Source organism: Burkholderia cenocepacia (assembly GCF_014211915.1).
Taxonomy (GTDB): Bacteria; Pseudomonadota; Gammaproteobacteria; order Burkholderiales; family Burkholderiaceae; genus Burkholderia; species Burkholderia orbicola.
In genome coordinates this window covers 2,425,528-2,443,144 of sequence record NZ_CP060039.1, presented here as the reverse complement: position 1 = coordinate 2,443,144, position 17,617 = coordinate 2,425,528, and the positions used below count along the sequence as shown (strand labels likewise).

Annotated in this window: 18 protein-coding genes; 5 read left to right on the top strand and 13 right to left on the bottom strand. The window is 64.3% G+C overall.

From position 1 onward, the window contains the following. Positions 1–87 precede the first annotated feature (87 nt). Positions 88–1,053: a D-2-hydroxyacid dehydrogenase gene (locus SY91_RS11635; protein WP_043887411.1), complete on the top strand. Its 966-nt coding sequence runs from the start codon at positions 88–90 to the stop codon at positions 1,051–1,053. A 215-nt stretch (positions 1,054–1,268) separates the two neighbouring features. Here SY91_RS11635 and SY91_RS11630 read toward each other — a convergent pair whose 3' ends face one another. The 6 genes from SY91_RS11630 to SY91_RS11605 form a co-directional block, all read right to left on the bottom strand. After that, positions 1,269–1,481, bottom strand: coding sequence for a hypothetical protein (locus SY91_RS11630; RefSeq protein WP_043887401.1), 213 nt, complete (start codon positions 1,479–1,481; stop codon positions 1,269–1,271). Between the two features lie 216 nt (positions 1,482–1,697). Continuing rightward, positions 1,698–2,135 (bottom strand): hypothetical protein, encoded by a 438-nt coding sequence (locus tag SY91_RS11625; RefSeq protein ID WP_023475953.1) that lies wholly within the window; start codon positions 2,133–2,135, stop codon positions 1,698–1,700. A gap of 129 nt (positions 2,136–2,264) precedes the next feature. Further along, positions 2,265–3,188, bottom strand: a complete 924-nt coding sequence (locus SY91_RS11620) for an ABC transporter permease (RefSeq protein ID WP_006476007.1) — start codon at positions 3,186–3,188, stop codon at positions 2,265–2,267. Continuing rightward, positions 3,188–4,069, bottom strand: coding sequence for an ABC transporter permease (locus SY91_RS11615; RefSeq protein ID WP_023475954.1), 882 nt, complete (start codon positions 4,067–4,069; stop codon positions 3,188–3,190). Before SY91_RS11615 ends, SY91_RS11620 begins: the two co-directional genes overlap by 1 nt. 49 nt (positions 4,070–4,118) lie before the next feature. Next, a complete protein-coding gene (locus SY91_RS11610; protein WP_023475955.1) occupies positions 4,119–5,198 on the bottom strand; it encodes an ABC transporter ATP-binding protein in 1,080 nt (359 codons plus the stop codon). A 49-nt stretch (positions 5,199–5,247) separates the two neighbouring features. Beyond that, on the bottom strand, positions 5,248–6,414 hold the full coding sequence (locus tag SY91_RS11605; protein WP_006476009.1) for an ABC transporter substrate-binding protein: 1,167 nt from the start codon (positions 6,412–6,414) through the stop codon (positions 5,248–5,250). A gap of 469 nt (positions 6,415–6,883) precedes the next feature. On the opposite strand from SY91_RS11605, the gene SY91_RS11600 reads away from it, so the two are divergent. The 4 genes from SY91_RS11600 (at position 6,884) to SY91_RS11590 (ending at position 9,847) form a co-directional block, all read left to right on the top strand. Beyond that, entirely contained in the window at positions 6,884–7,588 is a 705-nt protein-coding gene (locus SY91_RS11600; protein WP_043887413.1) for a glutathione S-transferase N-terminal domain-containing protein, read from the top strand. Between the two features lie 511 nt (positions 7,589–8,099). After that, positions 8,100–8,390 (top strand): hypothetical protein, encoded by a 291-nt coding sequence (locus SY91_RS35025; protein ID WP_260632434.1) that lies wholly within the window; start codon positions 8,100–8,102, stop codon positions 8,388–8,390. After that, positions 8,297–8,587 (top strand): cache domain-containing protein, encoded by a 291-nt coding sequence (locus SY91_RS35020; RefSeq protein ID WP_260632409.1) that lies wholly within the window; start codon positions 8,297–8,299, stop codon positions 8,585–8,587. Before SY91_RS35025 ends, SY91_RS35020 begins: the two co-directional genes overlap by 94 nt. 462 nt (positions 8,588–9,049) lie before the next feature. Next, positions 9,050–9,847 (top strand): alpha/beta fold hydrolase, encoded by a 798-nt coding sequence (locus SY91_RS11590; RefSeq protein ID WP_043887407.1) that lies wholly within the window; start codon positions 9,050–9,052, stop codon positions 9,845–9,847. 141 nt (positions 9,848–9,988) lie between these two features. On the opposite strand, the gene SY91_RS11585 is transcribed toward SY91_RS11590, so the two are convergent. The 7 genes from SY91_RS11585 to merA form a co-directional block, all read right to left on the bottom strand. After that, a complete protein-coding gene (locus SY91_RS11585; protein ID WP_006476012.1) occupies positions 9,989–10,510 on the bottom strand; it encodes a MarR family winged helix-turn-helix transcriptional regulator in 522 nt (173 codons plus the stop codon). A gap of 113 nt (positions 10,511–10,623) precedes the next feature. After that, positions 10,624–13,590 (bottom strand): Tn3 family transposase, encoded by a 2,967-nt coding sequence (locus SY91_RS11580; protein WP_023478010.1) that lies wholly within the window; start codon positions 13,588–13,590, stop codon positions 10,624–10,626. A gap of 2 nt (positions 13,591–13,592) precedes the next feature. Beyond that, positions 13,593–14,153: a recombinase family protein gene (locus SY91_RS11575; protein WP_003124096.1), complete on the bottom strand. Its 561-nt coding sequence runs from the start codon at positions 14,151–14,153 to the stop codon at positions 13,593–13,595. 130 nt (positions 14,154–14,283) lie between these two features. Continuing rightward, the gene (locus SY91_RS11570) at positions 14,284–15,273 is read right to left on the bottom strand and encodes a DUF3330 domain-containing protein (protein WP_003132006.1); all 990 of its coding nucleotides are present in this window, start codon (positions 15,271–15,273) and stop codon (positions 14,284–14,286) included. Continuing rightward, positions 15,270–15,506 carry a broad-spectrum mercury transporter MerE gene (gene merE / locus SY91_RS11565; RefSeq protein ID WP_003132004.1) on the bottom strand — a complete coding sequence of 79 codons (237 nt, stop codon included), beginning with the start codon at positions 15,504–15,506 and terminating at the stop codon, positions 15,270–15,272. The genes SY91_RS11570 and merE overlap by 4 nt, the downstream gene beginning before the upstream one ends. Then, a complete protein-coding gene (merD, locus tag SY91_RS11560) occupies positions 15,503–15,868 on the bottom strand; it encodes a mercury resistance co-regulator MerD (protein ID WP_000995360.1) in 366 nt (121 codons plus the stop codon). The genes merE and merD overlap by 4 nt, the downstream gene beginning before the upstream one ends. A 17-nt stretch (positions 15,869–15,885) precedes the next feature. Continuing rightward, the gene (merA, locus tag SY91_RS11555) at positions 15,886–17,571 is read right to left on the bottom strand and encodes a mercury(II) reductase (protein ID WP_003156770.1); all 1,686 of its coding nucleotides are present in this window, start codon (positions 17,569–17,571) and stop codon (positions 15,886–15,888) included. Between the last annotated feature and the right edge of the window lie 46 nt (positions 17,572–17,617).

The window sequence follows — 17,617 nt, the reverse complement described above, 5'->3', positions numbered from 1 at the left end:
TCGCGCAACGATCAAACGATGGCGCACGCGCCGCCGGCAGAATCGAAGCCGTTCCGCGCCACCGGGCGCCTGCCAGCGAGACCCGCCATGTTTTCCGTTTCCGCTCCCGCGAAGATCGTGTTCCTCGACCGCGCGACGCTGTCGCCGCAGACCGGGCTGAAGCCGTTTCCGTTCCCGCACGTAGTGCAGATATTCGACCGGACAGCCGCGCACGAGGTCGCGGCGCGCATCCGCGACGCGGACATCGTCGTGACCAACAAGGTGCGGCTCGACGCGGCGGCCCTCGCCGCCGCGCGGCCGTTGCGGATGATCGCGATCGCGGCGACCGGCACGGACATCGTCGATCTCGATACCTGTGCGGCACGCGGGATCGTCGTGAGCAATATTCGCGGCTATGCGGTGCGCACGGTGCCCGAGCATACGTTCGCGCTGATCTTCGCGCTGCGGCGCAGCCTCGTCGCTTATCGCGACGCGGTGCGCGCGGGGCGCTGGCTCGACAGCGGGCAGTTCTGCTTCTTCGACCACCCGATTCGCGACCTGGCCGGTTCGACGCTCGGGATCGTCGGCGACGGCGTGCTCGGGCGCGCGGTGGCCGCCATCGCGCGTGCGCTCGACATGCGGGTGCTGTTCGCGGCGCACGGCGACACATCGGGCGACGGTCATGCGCCGCTCGACACGCTGCTGCGCGACAGCGACGTGATCACGCTGCACTGCCCGCTCACGCCGGCCACTCGGCACCTGATCGACGCACACGCGTTTGCGCGGATGGCGCGCCGGCCGCTGCTGATCAATACCGCGCGCGGCGGGCTCGTGGACGAAAGCGCACTCGTCGATGCGTTGCAGTCGGGGCAGATCGCGGGCGCGGGGTTCGACGTGGTCACGCAGGAGCCGTTGCCGGCCGCGCATCCGTTTCACGCGATCCTGTCGCATCCGGCGTTCATCCTGACGCCGCACGTCGCGTGGGCGAGCGACGAGGCGATGCAGGCGCTCGCCGATCAGCTCGTGGACAACATCGCCGCGTTCGTCGGTGGTGAACCGCGGCACGTCGTGTGACACGCACCAACAGAACGGCCCCGCTCGATTGCTCGAAGCGGGGCCGGCTGAATGCGGGGCTGCTTACGCCAGCGACTCGGCACGTAACGGGTTCGTGCGTCCGCCCTATCTTGCGGCCGGTTTCTGAATACCTGATGAACGCGACTTTAAGGCATTCAGGCCGGCAGTGATGTAGGGCAAGTCCGAAAGGCGGAAAAGTCGCTCAGTCAGGCCGCTCAGTAGGCGGACATCTCGACGCAAGGATCGACCTTGGACGGCGAGCAGATGACCGAGTACTTGGCGCTCTCGCGCATCAGCGCTTCGCCTTCGTGCAGCGCGATCTTGATCTCGGGGTGACGCTCGTACGCAAGGAAGGCCGAGCACACGATGGCGGACATCACGACGAGGGAAAACACAAATTTTTCAAGGGTTTGGAAACGTTCAGGCATGGTTGGGACCTTTCTCTCTCGCCGTAATTATACCTTGAGATAAGGGTTTTCCCTATAACTCTGCCCGCATACCGAGGATGGGGTCAAACGAGATAAGACAAGTGCTTGCGCCCTTTTATCGAAAAAGCGGGCGGCGCGGCCCGTACGAACGGGGCCGTCTGCACCAGGAACGGAACGAGGGCTTGCCGGTGGCCGGCGCGTCACTGGCCCACCGCGTCACTCCGGCGCCGACGCGCCACTCGCCGCATTGCCCGGCCAGGCCTTGCCGATATGGTCGATCAGCGACTTCGCGGTGCCCGTCACGAGCGCCGCGTCGACGCCCGACGTCTGCCACGCGCCGTCGGCCGCCTTCACGAAGGTCAGGTTCGCGCGCGACGGCGAGTAATCGGCATTGCGCCACGTGACCACGACGTCGCACGAATACGTGCGATCGCCGAGCTTCTTGCAGTCGCCGTCGGGTTTCGCCGACACGACGTCGGCCGACACGGGCAACGGCTGGCCGAACAGCGCGTTCAGCCCGCCGTGGTTTTCCGCTTCGAGCGCGCGGCGCACGGCGGCGTCGACGTCGCTCGATCCGGGACCGTCGTGAAGCAGATTGCAGGCGGCCAGCAGCGTCGAAGCGCCGGCGAGTGTCAGCAGCGTGTGAAACTTCATGGATATCCGTCGATCGGGTGAACGCCGCGTAGTCTGCAACGTCCGCGTGTCGTGCGCGGTATCCATTTGTAACCAATTGCACGGCTACCTACAGCCTGGCGACCCGGTGCGATCGTGCGATGCTCTCGCCTATTGCCGCTCCTGCTTCACGCGGCTCACGAGCTGCGTCGGACTGACGAACTGCAGCGCGATCACGACCCACACGAGCGTGATGGCCATGTAGATCATCGCCATCGCGTCGATCGACTGCGGCGCTCGCACGCCGGTCGAGAACACCGCGTAATACAGCGCGACGACGAGCGTCTGCGTGCTCGGGCCCGCGGTGAAGAACGTCAGCTCGAACATCCCGATCGTGCGCACCAGCACGAGCAGCCCGGCCGCGAGCATGCCGGGCACCAGCAACGGCAGCAGCACGTAGCGGAAATAGCGCCACGTGTTCGCGCCGAAGATGCGCGCGGCCGCTTCGAGGTTCGGATCGATCTGTTCGATGAACGGCGTCATCACGAGGATCACGAACGGCAGCGCCGGCACGAGGTTCGCGAGGATCACGCCCGGCAGCGTGCCCGCGAGCCCGATCTTGTACATCACCGTCGCCATCGGAATCCCGTACGTGACGGGCGGCACCATCAGCGGCAGCAGGAACACCAGCAGCGCGAAGCGCTTGCCGCGGAACTGCACGCGCGCGAGCGCATACGCGGCCGGCACGCCGAGCGCGATCGACAGCAGCACGACCGCGCCGACGACCTCGACGGTCACCCACAGCACGCTCGCGAGCTGGAAGTCGTCCCACGCCTTCGCATACCAGTGCAACGTGAAGCCCTGCGGCAACGGCGTGCCGAACCAGCGCGTCGCGACCGAGTTCACCGCGACGGTCGCGATCAGCAGCATCACGTTCAACAGGAAGAACGCCATCAGCCCCCAGACGAGCGCCTTCCATGCGCGGCCAGCGAGATTGCTTTTCATCCGGTGCGGTTTCCTTGCATCGACGGGCCGCGCATCGGGTGCGTCGTGCTTCGGCGGCCACGTGCGGGCGGCATGATCGTCGGTTGCCATCAGCCCTTGCCTCCCGTCACCGCGCCCGTATAGAAGAAGCGGCGCGCGCCGAGCATCGACGCAACCACCAGCAACTGCACGAAGCCCATCACGATCGCGATCGCCGACGCGAGCGAATAGTCGTAGCTTTCGAACGCGGCCTCGGCCGCCGCGATCGAGATCACGCGGGTCGGGCCGGCCGGCGCGCCGAGCAGCACGGCCGACGGAAACACCGAGAACGCCTGCACGAACGACAGGCAAGCGGCCATCGTGAGCCCCGGCACGAGCAGCGGCAGGTAGATCTGGCGAAACTGCTGCCACGGGTTCGCGCCGAGGGTGGCGGCCGCGCGCGCGAGGGTCGGGTCGATGCCGCTGATGTACGACAGCATCAACAGGAACGCGAACGGAAAACCCGACACGATCAGCGACAGCAGCACGCCCCAGTAGTTGTGCGTGAGGCGCACTTCGTCGGTGTACAGGTGCAGCCCCTGCAGCGCCTGCGGAAACCAGCCGTTCGGCCCGAAATACGTGAGCATCCCGTCGGCGACGAGCACCGTGCCGAGCGTGACCGGAATCACGAGCAGCGTCGTGACGAACTTCTGGTACGGCGAGTTGCGGCGCAGCGCGAACGCGACGGGCACCGCGATGCCGACGTTGAGCAGCGTCGCCGGCACCGCGAGCTTCAGCGTGACGAGCACGGTCGGCCACATCGCGGTGTCGGTGAAGAACTGCACGTAGTTCGCAAGCGCGCCGCCGCCGTTCGCCGCGTTCGTCGGCTGGAACGACAGCACGAGGCCGTACGCGAACGGATAGATGAACAGCGCGGCGATGAACGCGAGCGCCGGCGTGACGAGCCAGGCTTTCGCGTCGCGCGTCGCGCCGCCGGTCGCGAGCGTGCTCATGCGGCCTCCGGGCGGGATGCCGCCGCGCATGCCGGGTTGCGCGGGCCGTTCATTGCGCCTCTCCCGCATAGACGAGCGTGCGCGCGGGCGCCACGCGCAGCCGCAAGCGCTCGCCTTGCGTGAACTCGCCGGCCACGCGGGCCCAGATCGAACCGAACGGCGTGATCGCGCGAATCAGCGAATCGCGGCCGCCATACTCGACCGTCTCGACGGTCGCGTCGAACGCATTGTCGGCACCCGCTTCCGCGCGTTCGATGTCGTCGGGGCGCAGCGCGACCACGACCTCCTTCGCGTCGAAGCCGGCCATCGGCACGCCGATGAGGCGCACGCCGCCCGACGTGACGTTCACGTAATCGCCGGCCATCCCTTCGAGCGTAAACGCCAGCACGTTGCGATAGCCCATGAAGCGCGCGACATGCAGATTGTGCGGGCGCGTGTAGACATCCTTCGGCGACGCGACCTGCTGCACGACGCCCTCCTTCATCACGACGATGCGGTCGGCCATCGACAGTGCCTCGTCCTGGTCGTGCGTCACGTAGATCGTCGCGCGTTCGAGCTGCGTGTGGATGCGGCGGATTTCCGCGCGCATCTCGATGCGCAGCTTGGTGTCGAGGTTCGACAGCGGCTCGTCCATCAGCACGAGCGGCGGCTCGATCACGATCGCGCGCGCGATCGCGACGCGCTGCTGCTGCCCGCCCGACAGTTGCCCGGGCAGCTTGCCTTCATGACCGACGAGCTGCACGAGTTCGAGCGCCTGCTGCGCGCGCCGCCGCGTTTCGTGCTTCGCCACGCCGCGCATCTTGAGGCCGAAGCCGACGTTCTCGAGCACCGACATGTGCGGAAACAGCGCGTAGTTCTGGAACACCATCCCGAAGCCACGACGCTCGGGCGGCAGCACGTCGATGCGCACGTCGTCGAGCCAGATGCCGCCGCGCGTGAGCGGCTGCAATCCCGCGATGCAATTCAGCGCGGTCGATTTGCCGCAGCCCGACGGGCCGAGCAGCGCGATGAATTCGCCGCGCCGGATCTCGAGGTCGAGCCCGTTCAGCGCGGCGACCTGTGCGCCTTGCGCATTGGTGAAACTGCGGCACACGCCGTCGAGCCGCAACCGTTCGAAACTGTGCTTCATTCCTCGAGCTCCATCGACGCGGGCGCCGCGGCGCCCGCCGGTTCAGCCGTCACTTCGATTTCTGCGAACCGATCTCGCGATCCCATTTCTGGAACGCGGCGACCATCGCCTGCGCGTTGAGCGGCTGCACGTGCGGACGATCGGCGAGCAGCTTCGCGTATTCGGGGCGGCCGAATTTCCTGATCACTTCCTGGCTGTGCGCGGGCGCCATCTCGAGCGTCACGCCCTTCACCGCCGGGCCCGGGTAGAAGTAGCCGTCGTCGTAGGTCATCGCCTGCTGCGCCGGTTCGAGCAGGAAGTTCATCAGCTTGAACAGCACGTCGAGCTTTTCCTTCGGCACGCCCTTCGGGATCACCATGTAGTGCGCGTCGTTGACCCACGTCATGTTGTCGAACGCCTGGATCTTGAATTCGGCCGGCACGATGCCGAGCGCGCGCGGGTTGAGGTCCCAGCCGGTGACGGTCACGGTCATGTCGCGCGTGCCTTCGCCGAGCTCCTTCATCACCGCCGACGTCCCGCCCGGGTAGTACGGCACGCATTCGTTCAACTGTTTCAGGAATGCCCAGGTCTTGTCCCAGCCGTTGATCGGGTCCTGCGGATTCTTGTCGCCGAGCACGTACGGCAGCCCCATCAGGAACGTGCGGCCGGGGCCCGAGTTCGCGGGGCGCGCATAGATCAGCTTGTTAGGATGCGCCTTGCACCACGCGAGCAACTGGTCGGGCGTCTTCGGCGGGTCGCTGACCTTCGCCGGGTTGTATTCGAGCAGCGGGCCGGCCGGCATGTAGGTCACTTCGAGGCCGAAGCCCTGCGCGAGATCCTGCATCTTGCGCGGGCCGGGCGCGTACTTGTCGAGCACGCCGGGGAGCGCGGCCGCGTTGTCGGGCAGGAGCTTCTGCCACAGGTTCTGCTCGATGCCGGCGGCTAGCGCGTCGGTGCCGGTCAGCACGAGGTCGATGTCGGAACGCCCCGCTGCCTGCATCGCCTTGATCTTGCCCGGCAACTGCGGCGCGGGTGCGTTCGTGAACGTGACGTTCGCGACGAGACCCGGGTTCTTCTCCTTGAACGCCTCGATGGCCTTCTGCGTGAGCTGCAGGTTGCCGGCGACGTCGACGATGTTCAGCGATACGGGGGCTGCCATGGCCGCGGCGGCCGACAGCGTGAAGCCCAGTGCGAGTGCGATCCGGCGGACACGGCGAGCGATCGGGGTGGTGTTCATGTCTCCTCACTTCGGTCGGTGGATGGGACCTTTCTTGTCAGGAAATCATGACGGCGTTATACGATGTCGGTCAACAAAAAACCACGGAATGCGGGGCGGGACTTTCCCTGACAAAAAGCTTCCGTTTGTTGACGAATTGCGCGGTGGCCGAATATGTCGGCCGTGGCGGAGCCGCTTGGCGCGGCGTGTTAGGACGTCGTATCTCAAGGGGGGCGCAACGCGTCGGGCAGTATGCGGTTCGGCGGCCGCCGGAGACACGTTGCCCGCTGTGTCTTGCGGTACCGTGAGCCGCGCTGAACACGGCGATCGCGCCGAACCACCGGCGGCCGGCCGACCCCTGCATCGATTCTCCGGATCGGCTACAGTGGGCGCTTTCGGCGCGCTCCGCCCTGCCGCCGCGCCGCGAACCGTGCGCGAGCGCGGCGGCACGGGCGGAGCGCGGATCATTCACTTCGACGAGCGAACCTTCATGCCCGATCTGTCCGTCTTCCCGATCACGCAAAAGTGGCCGGCCCAGCATCCCGACCGTCTCCAGCTCTATTCGCTGCCGACGCCGAACGGCGTCAAGGTGTCGATCATGCTCGAGGAAACCGGCCTGCCGTACGAGCCGCACCTCGTGCGCTTCGACACGAACGACCAGTTCTCGCCCGAATTCCTGTCGCTGAACCCGAACAACAAGATCCCCGCGATCATCGATCCGAACGGCCCCGACGGCCAGCCGCTGCCGCTGTTCGAATCGGGCGCGATCCTGATCTATCTGGCGGACAAGACGGGCCAGCTGATCCCGAAGGATCTCGCGGGCCGCTACGAGACGATCCAGTGGGTGATGTTCCAGATGGGCGGCATCGGGCCTATGTTCGGGCAGCTCGGCTTCTTCCACAAGTTCGCCGGGCGCGATTATGAGGACAAGCGTCCGCGTGACCGTTATGTCGCCGAATCGAAGCGCCTGCTCGGCGTGCTCGACGCGCATCTCGCGAACCGCCAGTGGGTGATGGGCGATACCTACACGATCGCCGATATCGCGATCTTTCCGTGGGTGCGCAATCTGGTCGGATTCTATGAGGCGGGCGATCTGGTCGGGTTCGGCGAATTCCGGAACGTCAAGCGGGTGCTTGACGCGTTTGTTGCGCGGCCGGCTGTTGCGCGGGGGCTCAATATTCCGGCGCGAGGCTGAGTGACCGGGCGGCAGCGGGCACATCGTCCGCGGCCCGCGCTACGCTCGAGTCAGGCCCACCGCAATGCGCGGTGGGCATTTTTTTGCTCATCACGAATTTTGGGGAATGCTGGGAAGACTGTCGGTGTTCGGCCAATTTCCGCCATTCGCGACCGTCCGCCGTCGAGTCGACATTATGAGTACTCCAGTATGTCGAGTCGCCCACGCGCTGCGGGAAAACGAGTCTGACCAGGCCGCGCTTCACGTACTAGTCTTCTGGCATACGGAGCGGGTGCCTCACACTCACCAGCGGCTCTTGTGCAACCTTGGCCGAGCCTATGACGAAGCGCCACCACATCCGCTCAAGAACGTTGTTCGATACGGCGGACTGGACAAAGCCGCCGCAACTCTGAAAATCGGACGTAGATACGCCGTCAGGCCCAGAGGCTATTCAAGACAGCGTACCTATTTCAGGGGGAAAGAGCGATCGGCGTGCGGAACAGCACGGCATTTAGCGGTTGGAGATAGCGCTATGAACGGGAAAACTCTCTTTACCTGTACTTTGCTGTTGGCTGGATGGTTCTGCTTCGCGTCGCCTGCTTTTTCCCAGTCCTCTCCCCCGACGTCCGAAACCGCAAAACAGACCGAAGCGCTGGTAGACAAAGCTGCGGAGCTGATTGACAGAAAAGGCAAGGAGGCATTCTCTGAGTTCAGAGTGAATGGCAGCGAGTGGTTCCACGGGGATACCTATGTGTTCGTTTACGATCTGAAGGCGAATGTCCTGTTGAATCCGGCGATCCCATCACGCGAGGGACCAACGTAAGCGGCCAGAAAGATACCAACGGCAAGCTGTTTCACGATGCCATGATTGAGACGGCCGAAACGAGGGGATCGGGCTGGGTTGACTACATGTTCATGAGGCCCGGGCAAACTCATCCGTCGCATAAATGGACGTATGTGAAGGCAGTGAAGATCGATGGGGTTCCGGGCCTGGTGGCGTCGGGCTTCTATTCGGAGTAGGTTCTGGCTAGCCCCAGTCGACCCACCACAGAGGCGGACGAATCCGTTTTGGCCGGTGGCCCTCCCGTGAATTCTCATGAGCAGCGGTTTGCCAGCCTTATCTGCTAGAACACTTTCACGTGGAGTTCACTTCCTTCGGCGATGTGGGCTGTTTTGAACATTGAACGTTGAACGTTGAACGTCCGCTTTCGGCCTTCGAATTCGAGACTTTGTATTTCCGCTTCGGGTCGACTACAGCCGAACGCGTCGGGCGGCATACGGCCAGATGCGGTCGTTCGACCGGGGCCAACGCGCATGCCGGAGCGGCGCTTGATGTCCGTACTCCGGTCACGTGCCCGTCGCGCGCTCGCCTATTGACCCATGCTCCAGAGATTGATAGGATGGCCTCACTTTCAAAACGCCCTCCCGGTCCGCCGGGAGGGCGTTTCGTTTTGGTTCCTGCAACCAAAATGGAACCCTGGAATGAAAGCCTCTCTTGAAATCCGATCTGGCTCGGATGCCGGTCTCGGGTATGTGCAGTATGGCAATGGTCCAATTCGCGTGCTGGTCATGCACGACTGGCTCGGCGACCATTCCAGCTACGATGCAGTCATGCCTTGGCTCGATGGCCATTCGTTTAGCTACGTTTTCGTCGATTTGCGCGGCTACGGGCAATCCATCAACCTGGACGGTGAATTCACGGTCCAGGAGATTGCAGCCGATTGCCTCATGCTCGCTGACCGACTGGGTTGGACGCACTTCCATATCGTCGGCCACTCGATGACCGGAATGGTCACGCAACGTATTTCGGCGGACGCGCCGTCCCGCGTCATAAGCGCGATCGCCGTATGTCCCGTTTCCGCAGCTGGAAATCGGTTGAGTCCTGATGCACTGGCTTTCTTTGCCAGCACCATGCAAGACGACGATGCCCTTCGGCGGTTGTTTCGCTTCGTCACCGGAGGACTTTCCGATTCGTGGGCTGAACGCAAGGTCCGACAAAGCCGCGACACAGTCTCACCTGCCTGCCGGGCCAGATACCTCGAAATGCTCGTCACGGCAGACTTCGTCGATGACGTTCGGGGTCTTGAAACACCGTATTTGGTCATCGTTGGAGATAAGGATCCCGGACTGGATTCGGAGGCAATGGCGCACACTTTTCTCGCATGGCATCCGAACGCAGAACTGCAAGTTATCCCCAACTGCGGTCATTACCCGATGCAGGAGTGTCCGCCATATTTCGCAACCGTTATCGAAGGCTTCTTGAAACGCGGCGCCATTTGACTTGACTGGCCGAAAGAAAGCTGTAAGCGGACATATTCGGGCACGGGCCTGGATTGTCCGCAACGGGTCGGCAAGCGACGTCCACGAAAAAATTCACGAAGAATTTTTTTGCACGCCGCGTACGCTTTCATCACGCATTCTTCAACGCCGCGTCCCTTCCTCCCCTTCCGGCGTTGGATCTTCCAGCCCCGCCAGCAGCTTTCCGAGCAGTTCCGACAACTGCGCCTGTTCCGTCGCCGACAACGCAGCCAGCAGCGCACGCTGATTCTCGATGTGCGCAACAACCGCTTCATCGATCAGCGCCCGCCCCGCATCCGTCAGCGCGACGAGCGTGCCGCGCCCGTCGGCCGGGTTCGGCCGGCGCTCGACCCACCCTGCCTTCTGCAACCGGTCGATGCGCGCGGTCATCCCGCCCGACGACATCATCAGCGCGTCGTACAGCGCGGTCGGCGTCAGCGCGTACGGGGCGCCGCTGCGCCGCAGCGTCGCGAGCACGTCGAATTCACCCGGCTGCATGCCGTAGCGCGCGAACAGCGGATTGAGACGGTCGCGCGCGATCACGAGCGCAGCTTCCTGCAACCGCCCCACCACCACCATCGACGTTGCGTCGAGATCCGGACGCTCGGCGCGCCATTGCGCGAGCGCATGCTCGGCTCGATCCATTAACCCTCCTCGGCCTGCCAGTTATCTTGACGTCGAGACAAATCACCATTTATCTTGATGTCGAGATACTTTACCTGAAAGGGGTCGCCTCAGAAAACGGAAAATAAAGCACGCTAAGCCGGTTGCAGCGGTCGTAGCGGCCTGAACTTGCCCGCGCCGATCTTGGCGCTGCTGCGCCAGAGGTAATCGCCGGTGAGGTTGATGTGCTCCCAACCGAGCGGCGACAGGTACTGCAACAGCGCGTCATCAACGGCATGGCCGTTGCCACGCAGCGCGTGCGCAGCCCGTTCCAGATAGACCGTGTTCCACAACACGACGGCAGCCGTTACCAGATTGAGGCCGCTAGCCCGGTAGCGCTGCTGCTCGAAACTGCGGTCGCGGATTTCACCCAGGCGGTTGAAAAACACTGCCCTGGCCAGCGCATTGCGCGCCTCGCCCTTGTTCAGGCCGGCATGCACGCGGCGGCGCAGTTCCACGCTTTGCAGCCAGTCCAGGATGAACAGCGTGCGCTCGATGCGGCCCAGCTCGCGGAGCGCCACGGCCAGGCCGTTCTGGCGTGGGTAGCTGCCGAGCTTTCGGAGCATCAGGGAGGCCGTCACCGTGCCCTGCTTGATCGAGGTGGCCAGCCGCAGGATTTCGTCCCAATGGGCGCGGACGTGCTTGATGTTGAGCGTGCCGCCGATCATGGGTTTCAGCGCGTCATAGGCGGCGTCGCCCTTCGGGATGTAGAGCTTGGTGTCGCCCAGGTCGCGGATGCGCGGCGCGAAGCGGAAGCCCAGGAGGTGCATCAGGGCGAAGACGTGATCGGTGAAGCCCGCCGTGTCGGTGTAATGCTCCTCGATCCGCAAGTCGGACTCGTGGTACAGCAGGCCGTCGAGCACGTAGGTCGAATCGCGCACGCCGACGTTCACGACCTTGGTGTGAAATGGCGCGTACTGGTCAGAAATGTGGGTGTAGAACGTCCGCCCTGGGCTGCTCCCGTATTTCGGGTTGATGTGGCCGGTGCTCTCGGCCTTGCTGCCGGTGCGGAAGTTCTGGCCGTCCGACGATGAGGTGGTGCCGTCGCCCCAGTGCTCGGCGAAGGGATGGCGGAACTGTGCGTTGACCAGATCGGCCAGCGCCGCCCCGTAGGTTTCGTCGCGGATGTGCCAGGCTTGCAGCCAAGCCAGCTTGGCGTAGGTCGTGCCGGGGCAAGACTCCGCCATCTTGGTCAGGCCCAGGTTGATCGCGTCGGCGAGGATCGTGGTCAGCAACAGGTTCTTGTCTTTGGCCGGGTCGCCCGATTTCAGATGCGCGAAATGCCGAGTGAAGCCCGTCCATTCGTCCACCTCCAGCAGCAGTTCGGTGATCTTGACGTGCGGCAGGATCATTGCCGTCTGGTCGATCAGCGCTTGGGCGGTGTCGGGTACCGCCGCGTCGAGCGGCGTGATCTTCAAGCCTGACTCGGTGATGATGGCGTCCGGCAGCTCGTTGGCCGTCGCCATACGGTTGACGGTGGCAAGCTGTGTTTCCAGCAGCGTCAGCCGGTCGTTCAGGTACCGGTTGCAGTCGGTGGCCACGGCCAGCGGCAATTCGCTGGCCTGCTTGAGGCTGGCGAATTTCGCGGGCGGCACCAGGTAGTCCTCGAAGTCCTTGAACTGGCGCGACCCCTGCACCCAGATGTCGCCGGAACGCAACGCGTTCTTCATCTCCGACAGCGCGCACAGTTCGTAGTAGCGCCGGTCGATGCCGGTGTCGATCATGACCAGCTTCTGCCAGCGCGGCTTGATGAACTCGGTCGGCGCGTCGGCGGGCACCTTGCGGGCGTTGTCGCTGTTCATGCCGCGCAGCACCTCGATGGCGTCGAGCACGTCCTTCGCGGCGGGAGCGGCCCGCAGCTTGAGCACGGCAAGGAATTCCGGCGCGTAGCGGCGCAGCGTGGCGTAGCTTTCGCCGATGCGGTGCAGGAAATCGAAGTCCTCGGGCTGCGCAAGCTTCTGCGCTTCGGTGACGCTCTCGGCGAAGGCATCCCAGGACATGACGGCCTCGATGGCGGCGAACGGATCGCGGCCCGCCTGCTTGGCCTCGATCAGCGCCTGGCCGATGCGGCCGAACAGCCGCACCTTGGCGTTGATCGCCTTGCCGGACGCCTGGAATTGCTGCTGATGCTTGTTCTTGGCGGCGTTGAACAGCTTGCCCAGGATGCGGTCGTGCAGGTCGATGATTTCGTCGGTGACGGTGGCCATGCCCTCGATGGCAAGCGCCACCAGGGTGGCATAGCGTCGCTGCGCCTCGAACTTGGCCAGGTCGGCGGGCGTCATCTGGCCACCCTCACGGGCGATCTTGAGCAGGCGGTTCTGGTGCACCGACCGCTCGATGCCAGAAGGCAGGTCGAGCGCCTGCCACGCTTTGAGGCGTTCGATGTGTTCCAGCATGTGCCGCGAATTCGGTTTGACGGGCGATTGGCGCAGCCAGGCCAGCCAGGTCGTTTTGCCGTTGTCCCGACGCTTGAGCAGATCGTCGAGGCGGCGGCGATGCGCGTCCGACAGCGGTTCGGCCAAGGCATCGTAGATGCGCCGGTTGGCGCGGGTGATTGCTTCGGCGCTCGCCCGCTCGACGGCGTTGAGGGCAGGCAGAATGACCGACTGCTGCCGCAGGTGCTCGATCAAGGTGCTGGCCAGCACGATGCCCTTGTCGGTCTGCAAGGCCATCTCGGTCAGCAACTGGACGGCCTGCCGGTAGTGGCCCATGGTAAAGGGCTGGAAGCCGAACACCGTTTGCAGTTCGACCAGGTGCTCGCGCCGGGTCTGCTCCCGCTGCCCGTATTCGTCCCAGCTTTCGACGCTGACCTTGAGCTGGTCGGCGACCAGTTTCAACAAGGGCGGAAACGGCGGCTCATCGACGCCCAGGATGACACCAGGAAAGCGCAGGTAACAGAGCTGCACGGCGAAGCCCAGCCGGTTGGCCGGGCCGCGCCGCTGCCGGATGATGGAGAGGTCGGTTTCGCTGAACGTGTAGTGACGGATCAACTCATCCTTGGTGTCCGGCAACGCCAGCAGGCTTTCGCGCTCGGCGGCGGACAGGATTGAACGACGTGGCATATTTACTGATCCGTTCTCAAGTATTGATACAGGGTTTCGCGACTGATTCCGAATTCACGAGCCAGCTTGGTCTTTTGCTCGCCAGCCTCGACACGTTGGCGCAGTTCGGCAATACGCTCAGACGACAGGGATTTCTTCCTGCCACGGTAGGCCCCGCGCTGCTTGGCGAGCGCGATGCCCTCGCGCTGCCGCTCGCGGATCAAGGCGCGTTCGAACTCGGCGAACGCGCCCATTACCGACAGCATCAGGTTCGCCATCGGCGAGTCCTCGCCGGTGAAGGTCAAATGCTCCTTAAGGAACTCGATGCGTACGCCGCGCTGGGTGAGGCCCTGCACCAGGCGGCGCAGGTCGTCGAGGTTGCGCGCCAGACGATCCATGCTGTGCACCACGACCGTGTCGCCTTCGCGCACGAAGGCGAGCAGCCGTTCCAGTTCGGGCCGCCGTGTGTCCTTGCCCGACGCCTTGTCGGTGAACACTTTATCCACCTGGATCTGTTCGAGCTGCCGTTCTGGGTTCTGGTCGAAGCTGCTGACGCGGACGTAACCGATGCGCTGACCGTGCAAGGTATCCTCCTGAGGGAAATGTGTCAGGAAGAAATCTATGACCCTTGACGGCGTATGTCAATCAATTCGGAAGGCAACTCTATTCTGACGATTTAGCGCCGGATGGTCTGACGCCAAGTTAGGGTATGCCTCAATCTGACGGTAGCGAGTCGCAGGCGTTCGGATCGGCATCGGTTTCGTTCCCTGTCTTGGCACGCGCTTCGAAGCGTTGATAACACTCCAACCCGCAGAAGTGCTCGACGTATTCCGCGCCTTCCGGGGTGAAGGCGGCATCGAGCGGGATTTCCTTGCAGCACACGCAGCAACTGGTGGTGGTCGAGTCACTTGCATTCATGGTGGCACCCCTCCATTGACTGACGAAGACGGCGAATGCCGCCGCCGGCATTGGCTTCGCGAACAGGAAGCCTTGTCCTGTGTCGCAGTCCGCTTGTCGCAATAGATCAAGACTCGCCGATGTTTCCACGCCTTCAGCCACCACATCCATGCCCAGCCCGTGCGCAAGCTGAATCACGGTGTGCACGATGGTTTGGTCGCGGCGGTCGTTGGCGAGCCCGGCGACAAACGATTGGTCGATCTTGAGCGTGCTGATTGGGCAGCACTTCAGATGTTGCAGACAGGAATACCCCGTCCCGAAGTCATCGGCGGCGAAGCGCACACCGATCTGCCGCAAGGCGTCCAGGGCGGGGAAGATCGCCGGATCACCAAACGCGACCGATTCGGTCAGCTCGATTTCGAGATACTCGGCGGGCAACTCGGCATCAGCCAGCACGCCCTTTACCCACCCGTCGAAGTCCGGTCCCACTTGGCTCGCCGAAACATTGACGGCCAGCCGGAACGGTCGCCATGCCAGCATTCGCCAGTCACGCATCTGGCGGCAGGCTTCGCCCAGCACCCAAGCGCCGATTTCAGGCATCAGGCCGGACGATTCGACCACGGGCAGGAACTGGCCCGGTGGCAATAGTCCAAGCGTCGGATGACGCCAGCGCAACAGGGCTTCCGCGCCGACAATCCCACCACTGCGCAGATCGACGACGGGCTGGTAGTGCAGTTCAAGCTGCCCGCGCTCGACCGCTTGGGCCAGTTCCGGCGTCGTCCATCCATCCGGCCGGAAAGCGCTCATTCTCTTTCCCTGAATGCCCGCAACGCCCGCGACAGGGACAGAAGGAACAGGCCGGTCAAACCGAGCGCCGCGATGACCCAATGCTCGCCGAGGAAAGCACCGGCGGTTGTGCCGGCCAGCACGACAGCGAGGATGGGCAGGTGGCAGGGGCAAGTCAGCACAGCCAGTCCGCCCCACAGGTAGCCGGTGATCGGTTTGTGCGTCTCGGACGGCAAGCGCTCGGGGTTGTTCATGGCAGACTCTCCGCGTGCTGTGCCGGCTCGGTCGGCAGGGTGGCCAACTGCACTTCCAGATCGGCCAACGCTTCGCGCCGACGCTCGACGAACTGACGCAGCAGGGCAAGCTGCGCGGCCGCTTCGTCGCCGTCCGCCGCATCCAGCGCCCGGCACAGCCGCGCCAGCGCGTCGAGGCCGATGCCCGCCTCGAAGGCCGCCCGCACGAAGCACAGCCGTTGCAAGGCGGCGTCATCGAACAAGCCGTAGCCGCCTGGTGTGCACGCCACCGGGCGCAGCAATCCGCGCAGCAGGTAGTCGCGCACGATATGCACGCTCACCCCGGCATCAAGAGCCAGCCGGGACACCGTGTAGGCGTTCATTGAACACCTCCTTTTTCTCACCCGGCGCAGCAGGAAAGCTGCTTCACATCCTTGTTGAAGGTCTGCGCCGCGAGCTTCAACCCCTCGACCATCGTCAGGTAGGGGAACAACTGGTCGGCCAGTTCCTGCACCGTCATGCGGTTGCGAATGGCCAGAGCCGCCGTCTGGATCAGTTCACCCGCTTCCGGCGCGACCGCCTGTACGCCGATCAGCCGATGGCTGCCTTCCTCGATAACCAACTTGATGAAGCCGCGTGTGTCGAAGTTGGCGAGCGCACGCGGCACGTTGTCCAAGGTCAAGGTGCGGCTGTCGGTCTCGATCCCGTCGTGGTGGGCTTCCGCCTCGCTGTAGCCCACGGTCGCCACTTGCGGATCGGTGAACACCACGGCCGGCATTGCGGTCAGGTCGAGCGCCGCATCGCCGCCGGTCATGTTGATCGCGGCACGGGTGCCGGCCGCTGCCGCCACATAGACGAACTGCGGCTGGTCGGTGCAGTCGCCGGCCGCGTAGATGTTCGGGTTGCTCGTGCGCATGCCTTGGTCGATGACGATGGCACCTTGCGCATTGACAGTGACCCCCGCTGCGTCCAGCGCGAGGCTGCGCGTGTTCGGTGTCCGACCGGTGGCAACCAGCAGTTTGTCGGCGCGCAATTCACCGTGCGTGGTGGTCAGCACGAATTCACCGTCCATATGGGCGACCTGGCTGGCTTGCGTGTGCTCCAGCACCTCGATGCCCTCGGCACGGAAAGCGGCTGTCACCGCCTCGCCGATGGCCGGGTCTTCACGGAAGAACAAGGTATTGCGCGCCAGGACCGTGACCTTGCTGCCCAGCCGGGCAAAGGCTTGCGCCAGCTCCAGCGCCACCACCGACGAGCCGATTACGGCAAGGCGTTCGGGAATGGTGTCGCTCGCCAGGGCCTCGGTGGAAGTCCAGTAGGGTGACTCTTTCAAGCCCGGAATCGGCGGGACCGCCGGGCTGGCACCCGTGGCGACCAGGCAGCGGTCGAACATCACGACGCGCTCGCCACCCTCGTTCAAACGGACGGTAAGGCTCTGGTCGTCCTTGAAGCGCGCCTCACCGTGCACAACGGTGATGGCCGGATTACCGCCCAGGATGCCTTCGTACTTGGCGTGCCGCAGTTCGTCGACGCGGGCCTGCTGCTGGGCCAGCAGCTTACTGCGGTCAATCGTAGGCACAGTTGCCGCAATACCGCCATCGAACGGGCTTTCCCGGCGCAGATGGGCGATGTGGGCGGCGCGGATCATGATCTTGGACGGCACACAGCCGACATTGACGCAGGTGCCGCCGATGGTGCCGCGCTCGATCAGCGTGACCTGCGCGCCTTGCTCGACGGCCTTCAGCGCCGCCGCCATCGCGGCTCCACCGCTGCCAATGACCGCTACCTGCACCGGGGGCTCGTTGCCACTGTGCTTTTCGGCGGCGGCCATCCATCCCCGCACCTTGTCGAGCAGTCCGACGCGGTTGTCCGCCAGTGGCGCATCGGCTAGCGTTGCCTTGTAGCCCAGTCCGGCCACGGCGGCAGTCAGCGCGTCCGGCGATGTGCCCGGCACGATGGCGAGTTGCGCTGTGCCCTTCGGATAGGACACCAGCGCCGACTGCACGCCTGGCACTTTTTCCAGCGCTTCCTTGACGTGCGCCGCGCACGAGTCGCAAGTCATGCCGGTGATTTTTAGATGGGTCATGCAACAGATCCTTTATCGTTTGTGGCGCCAGACAATGACGTCCGTT

Coding starts and splice junctions, on each gene's coding strand:
- SY91_RS11570 (WP_003132006.1), bottom strand. CDS start 15,273: ATGAGCGCTTTCCGGCCGGATGGATGGACGACGCCGGAACTGGCCCAA.
- SY91_RS11635 (WP_043887411.1), top strand. CDS start 88: ATGTTTTCCGTTTCCGCTCCCGCGAAGATCGTGTTCCTCGACCGCGCG.
- SY91_RS11580 (WP_023478010.1), bottom strand. CDS start 13,590: ATGCCACGTCGTTCAATCCTGTCCGCCGCCGAGCGCGAAAGCCTGCTG.
- SY91_RS11610 (WP_023475955.1), bottom strand. CDS start 5,198: ATGAAGCACAGTTTCGAACGGTTGCGGCTCGACGGCGTGTGCCGCAGT.
- SY91_RS11585 (WP_006476012.1), bottom strand. CDS start 10,510: ATGGATCGAGCCGAGCATGCGCTCGCGCAATGGCGCGCCGAGCGTCCG.
- merE (WP_003132004.1), bottom strand. CDS start 15,506: ATGAACAACCCCGAGCGCTTGCCGTCCGAGACGCACAAACCGATCACC.
- SY91_RS11615 (WP_023475954.1), bottom strand. CDS start 4,069: ATGAGCACGCTCGCGACCGGCGGCGCGACGCGCGACGCGAAAGCCTGG.
- SY91_RS11590 (WP_043887407.1), top strand. CDS start 9,050: ATGAAAGCCTCTCTTGAAATCCGATCTGGCTCGGATGCCGGTCTCGGG.
- SY91_RS35025 (WP_260632434.1), top strand. CDS start 8,100: ATGAACGGGAAAACTCTCTTTACCTGTACTTTGCTGTTGGCTGGATGG.
- SY91_RS11625 (WP_023475953.1), bottom strand. CDS start 2,135: ATGAAGTTTCACACGCTGCTGACACTCGCCGGCGCTTCGACGCTGCTG.
- merA (WP_003156770.1), bottom strand. CDS start 17,571: ATGACCCATCTAAAAATCACCGGCATGACTTGCGACTCGTGCGCGGCG.
- SY91_RS11600 (WP_043887413.1), top strand. CDS start 6,884: ATGCCCGATCTGTCCGTCTTCCCGATCACGCAAAAGTGGCCGGCCCAG.
- merD (WP_000995360.1), bottom strand. CDS start 15,868: ATGAACGCCTACACGGTGTCCCGGCTGGCTCTTGATGCCGGGGTGAGC.
- SY91_RS11620 (WP_006476007.1), bottom strand. CDS start 3,188: ATGGCAACCGACGATCATGCCGCCCGCACGTGGCCGCCGAAGCACGAC.
- SY91_RS11630 (WP_043887401.1), bottom strand. CDS start 1,481: ATGCCTGAACGTTTCCAAACCCTTGAAAAATTTGTGTTTTCCCTCGTC.
- SY91_RS11605 (WP_006476009.1), bottom strand. CDS start 6,414: ATGAACACCACCCCGATCGCTCGCCGTGTCCGCCGGATCGCACTCGCA.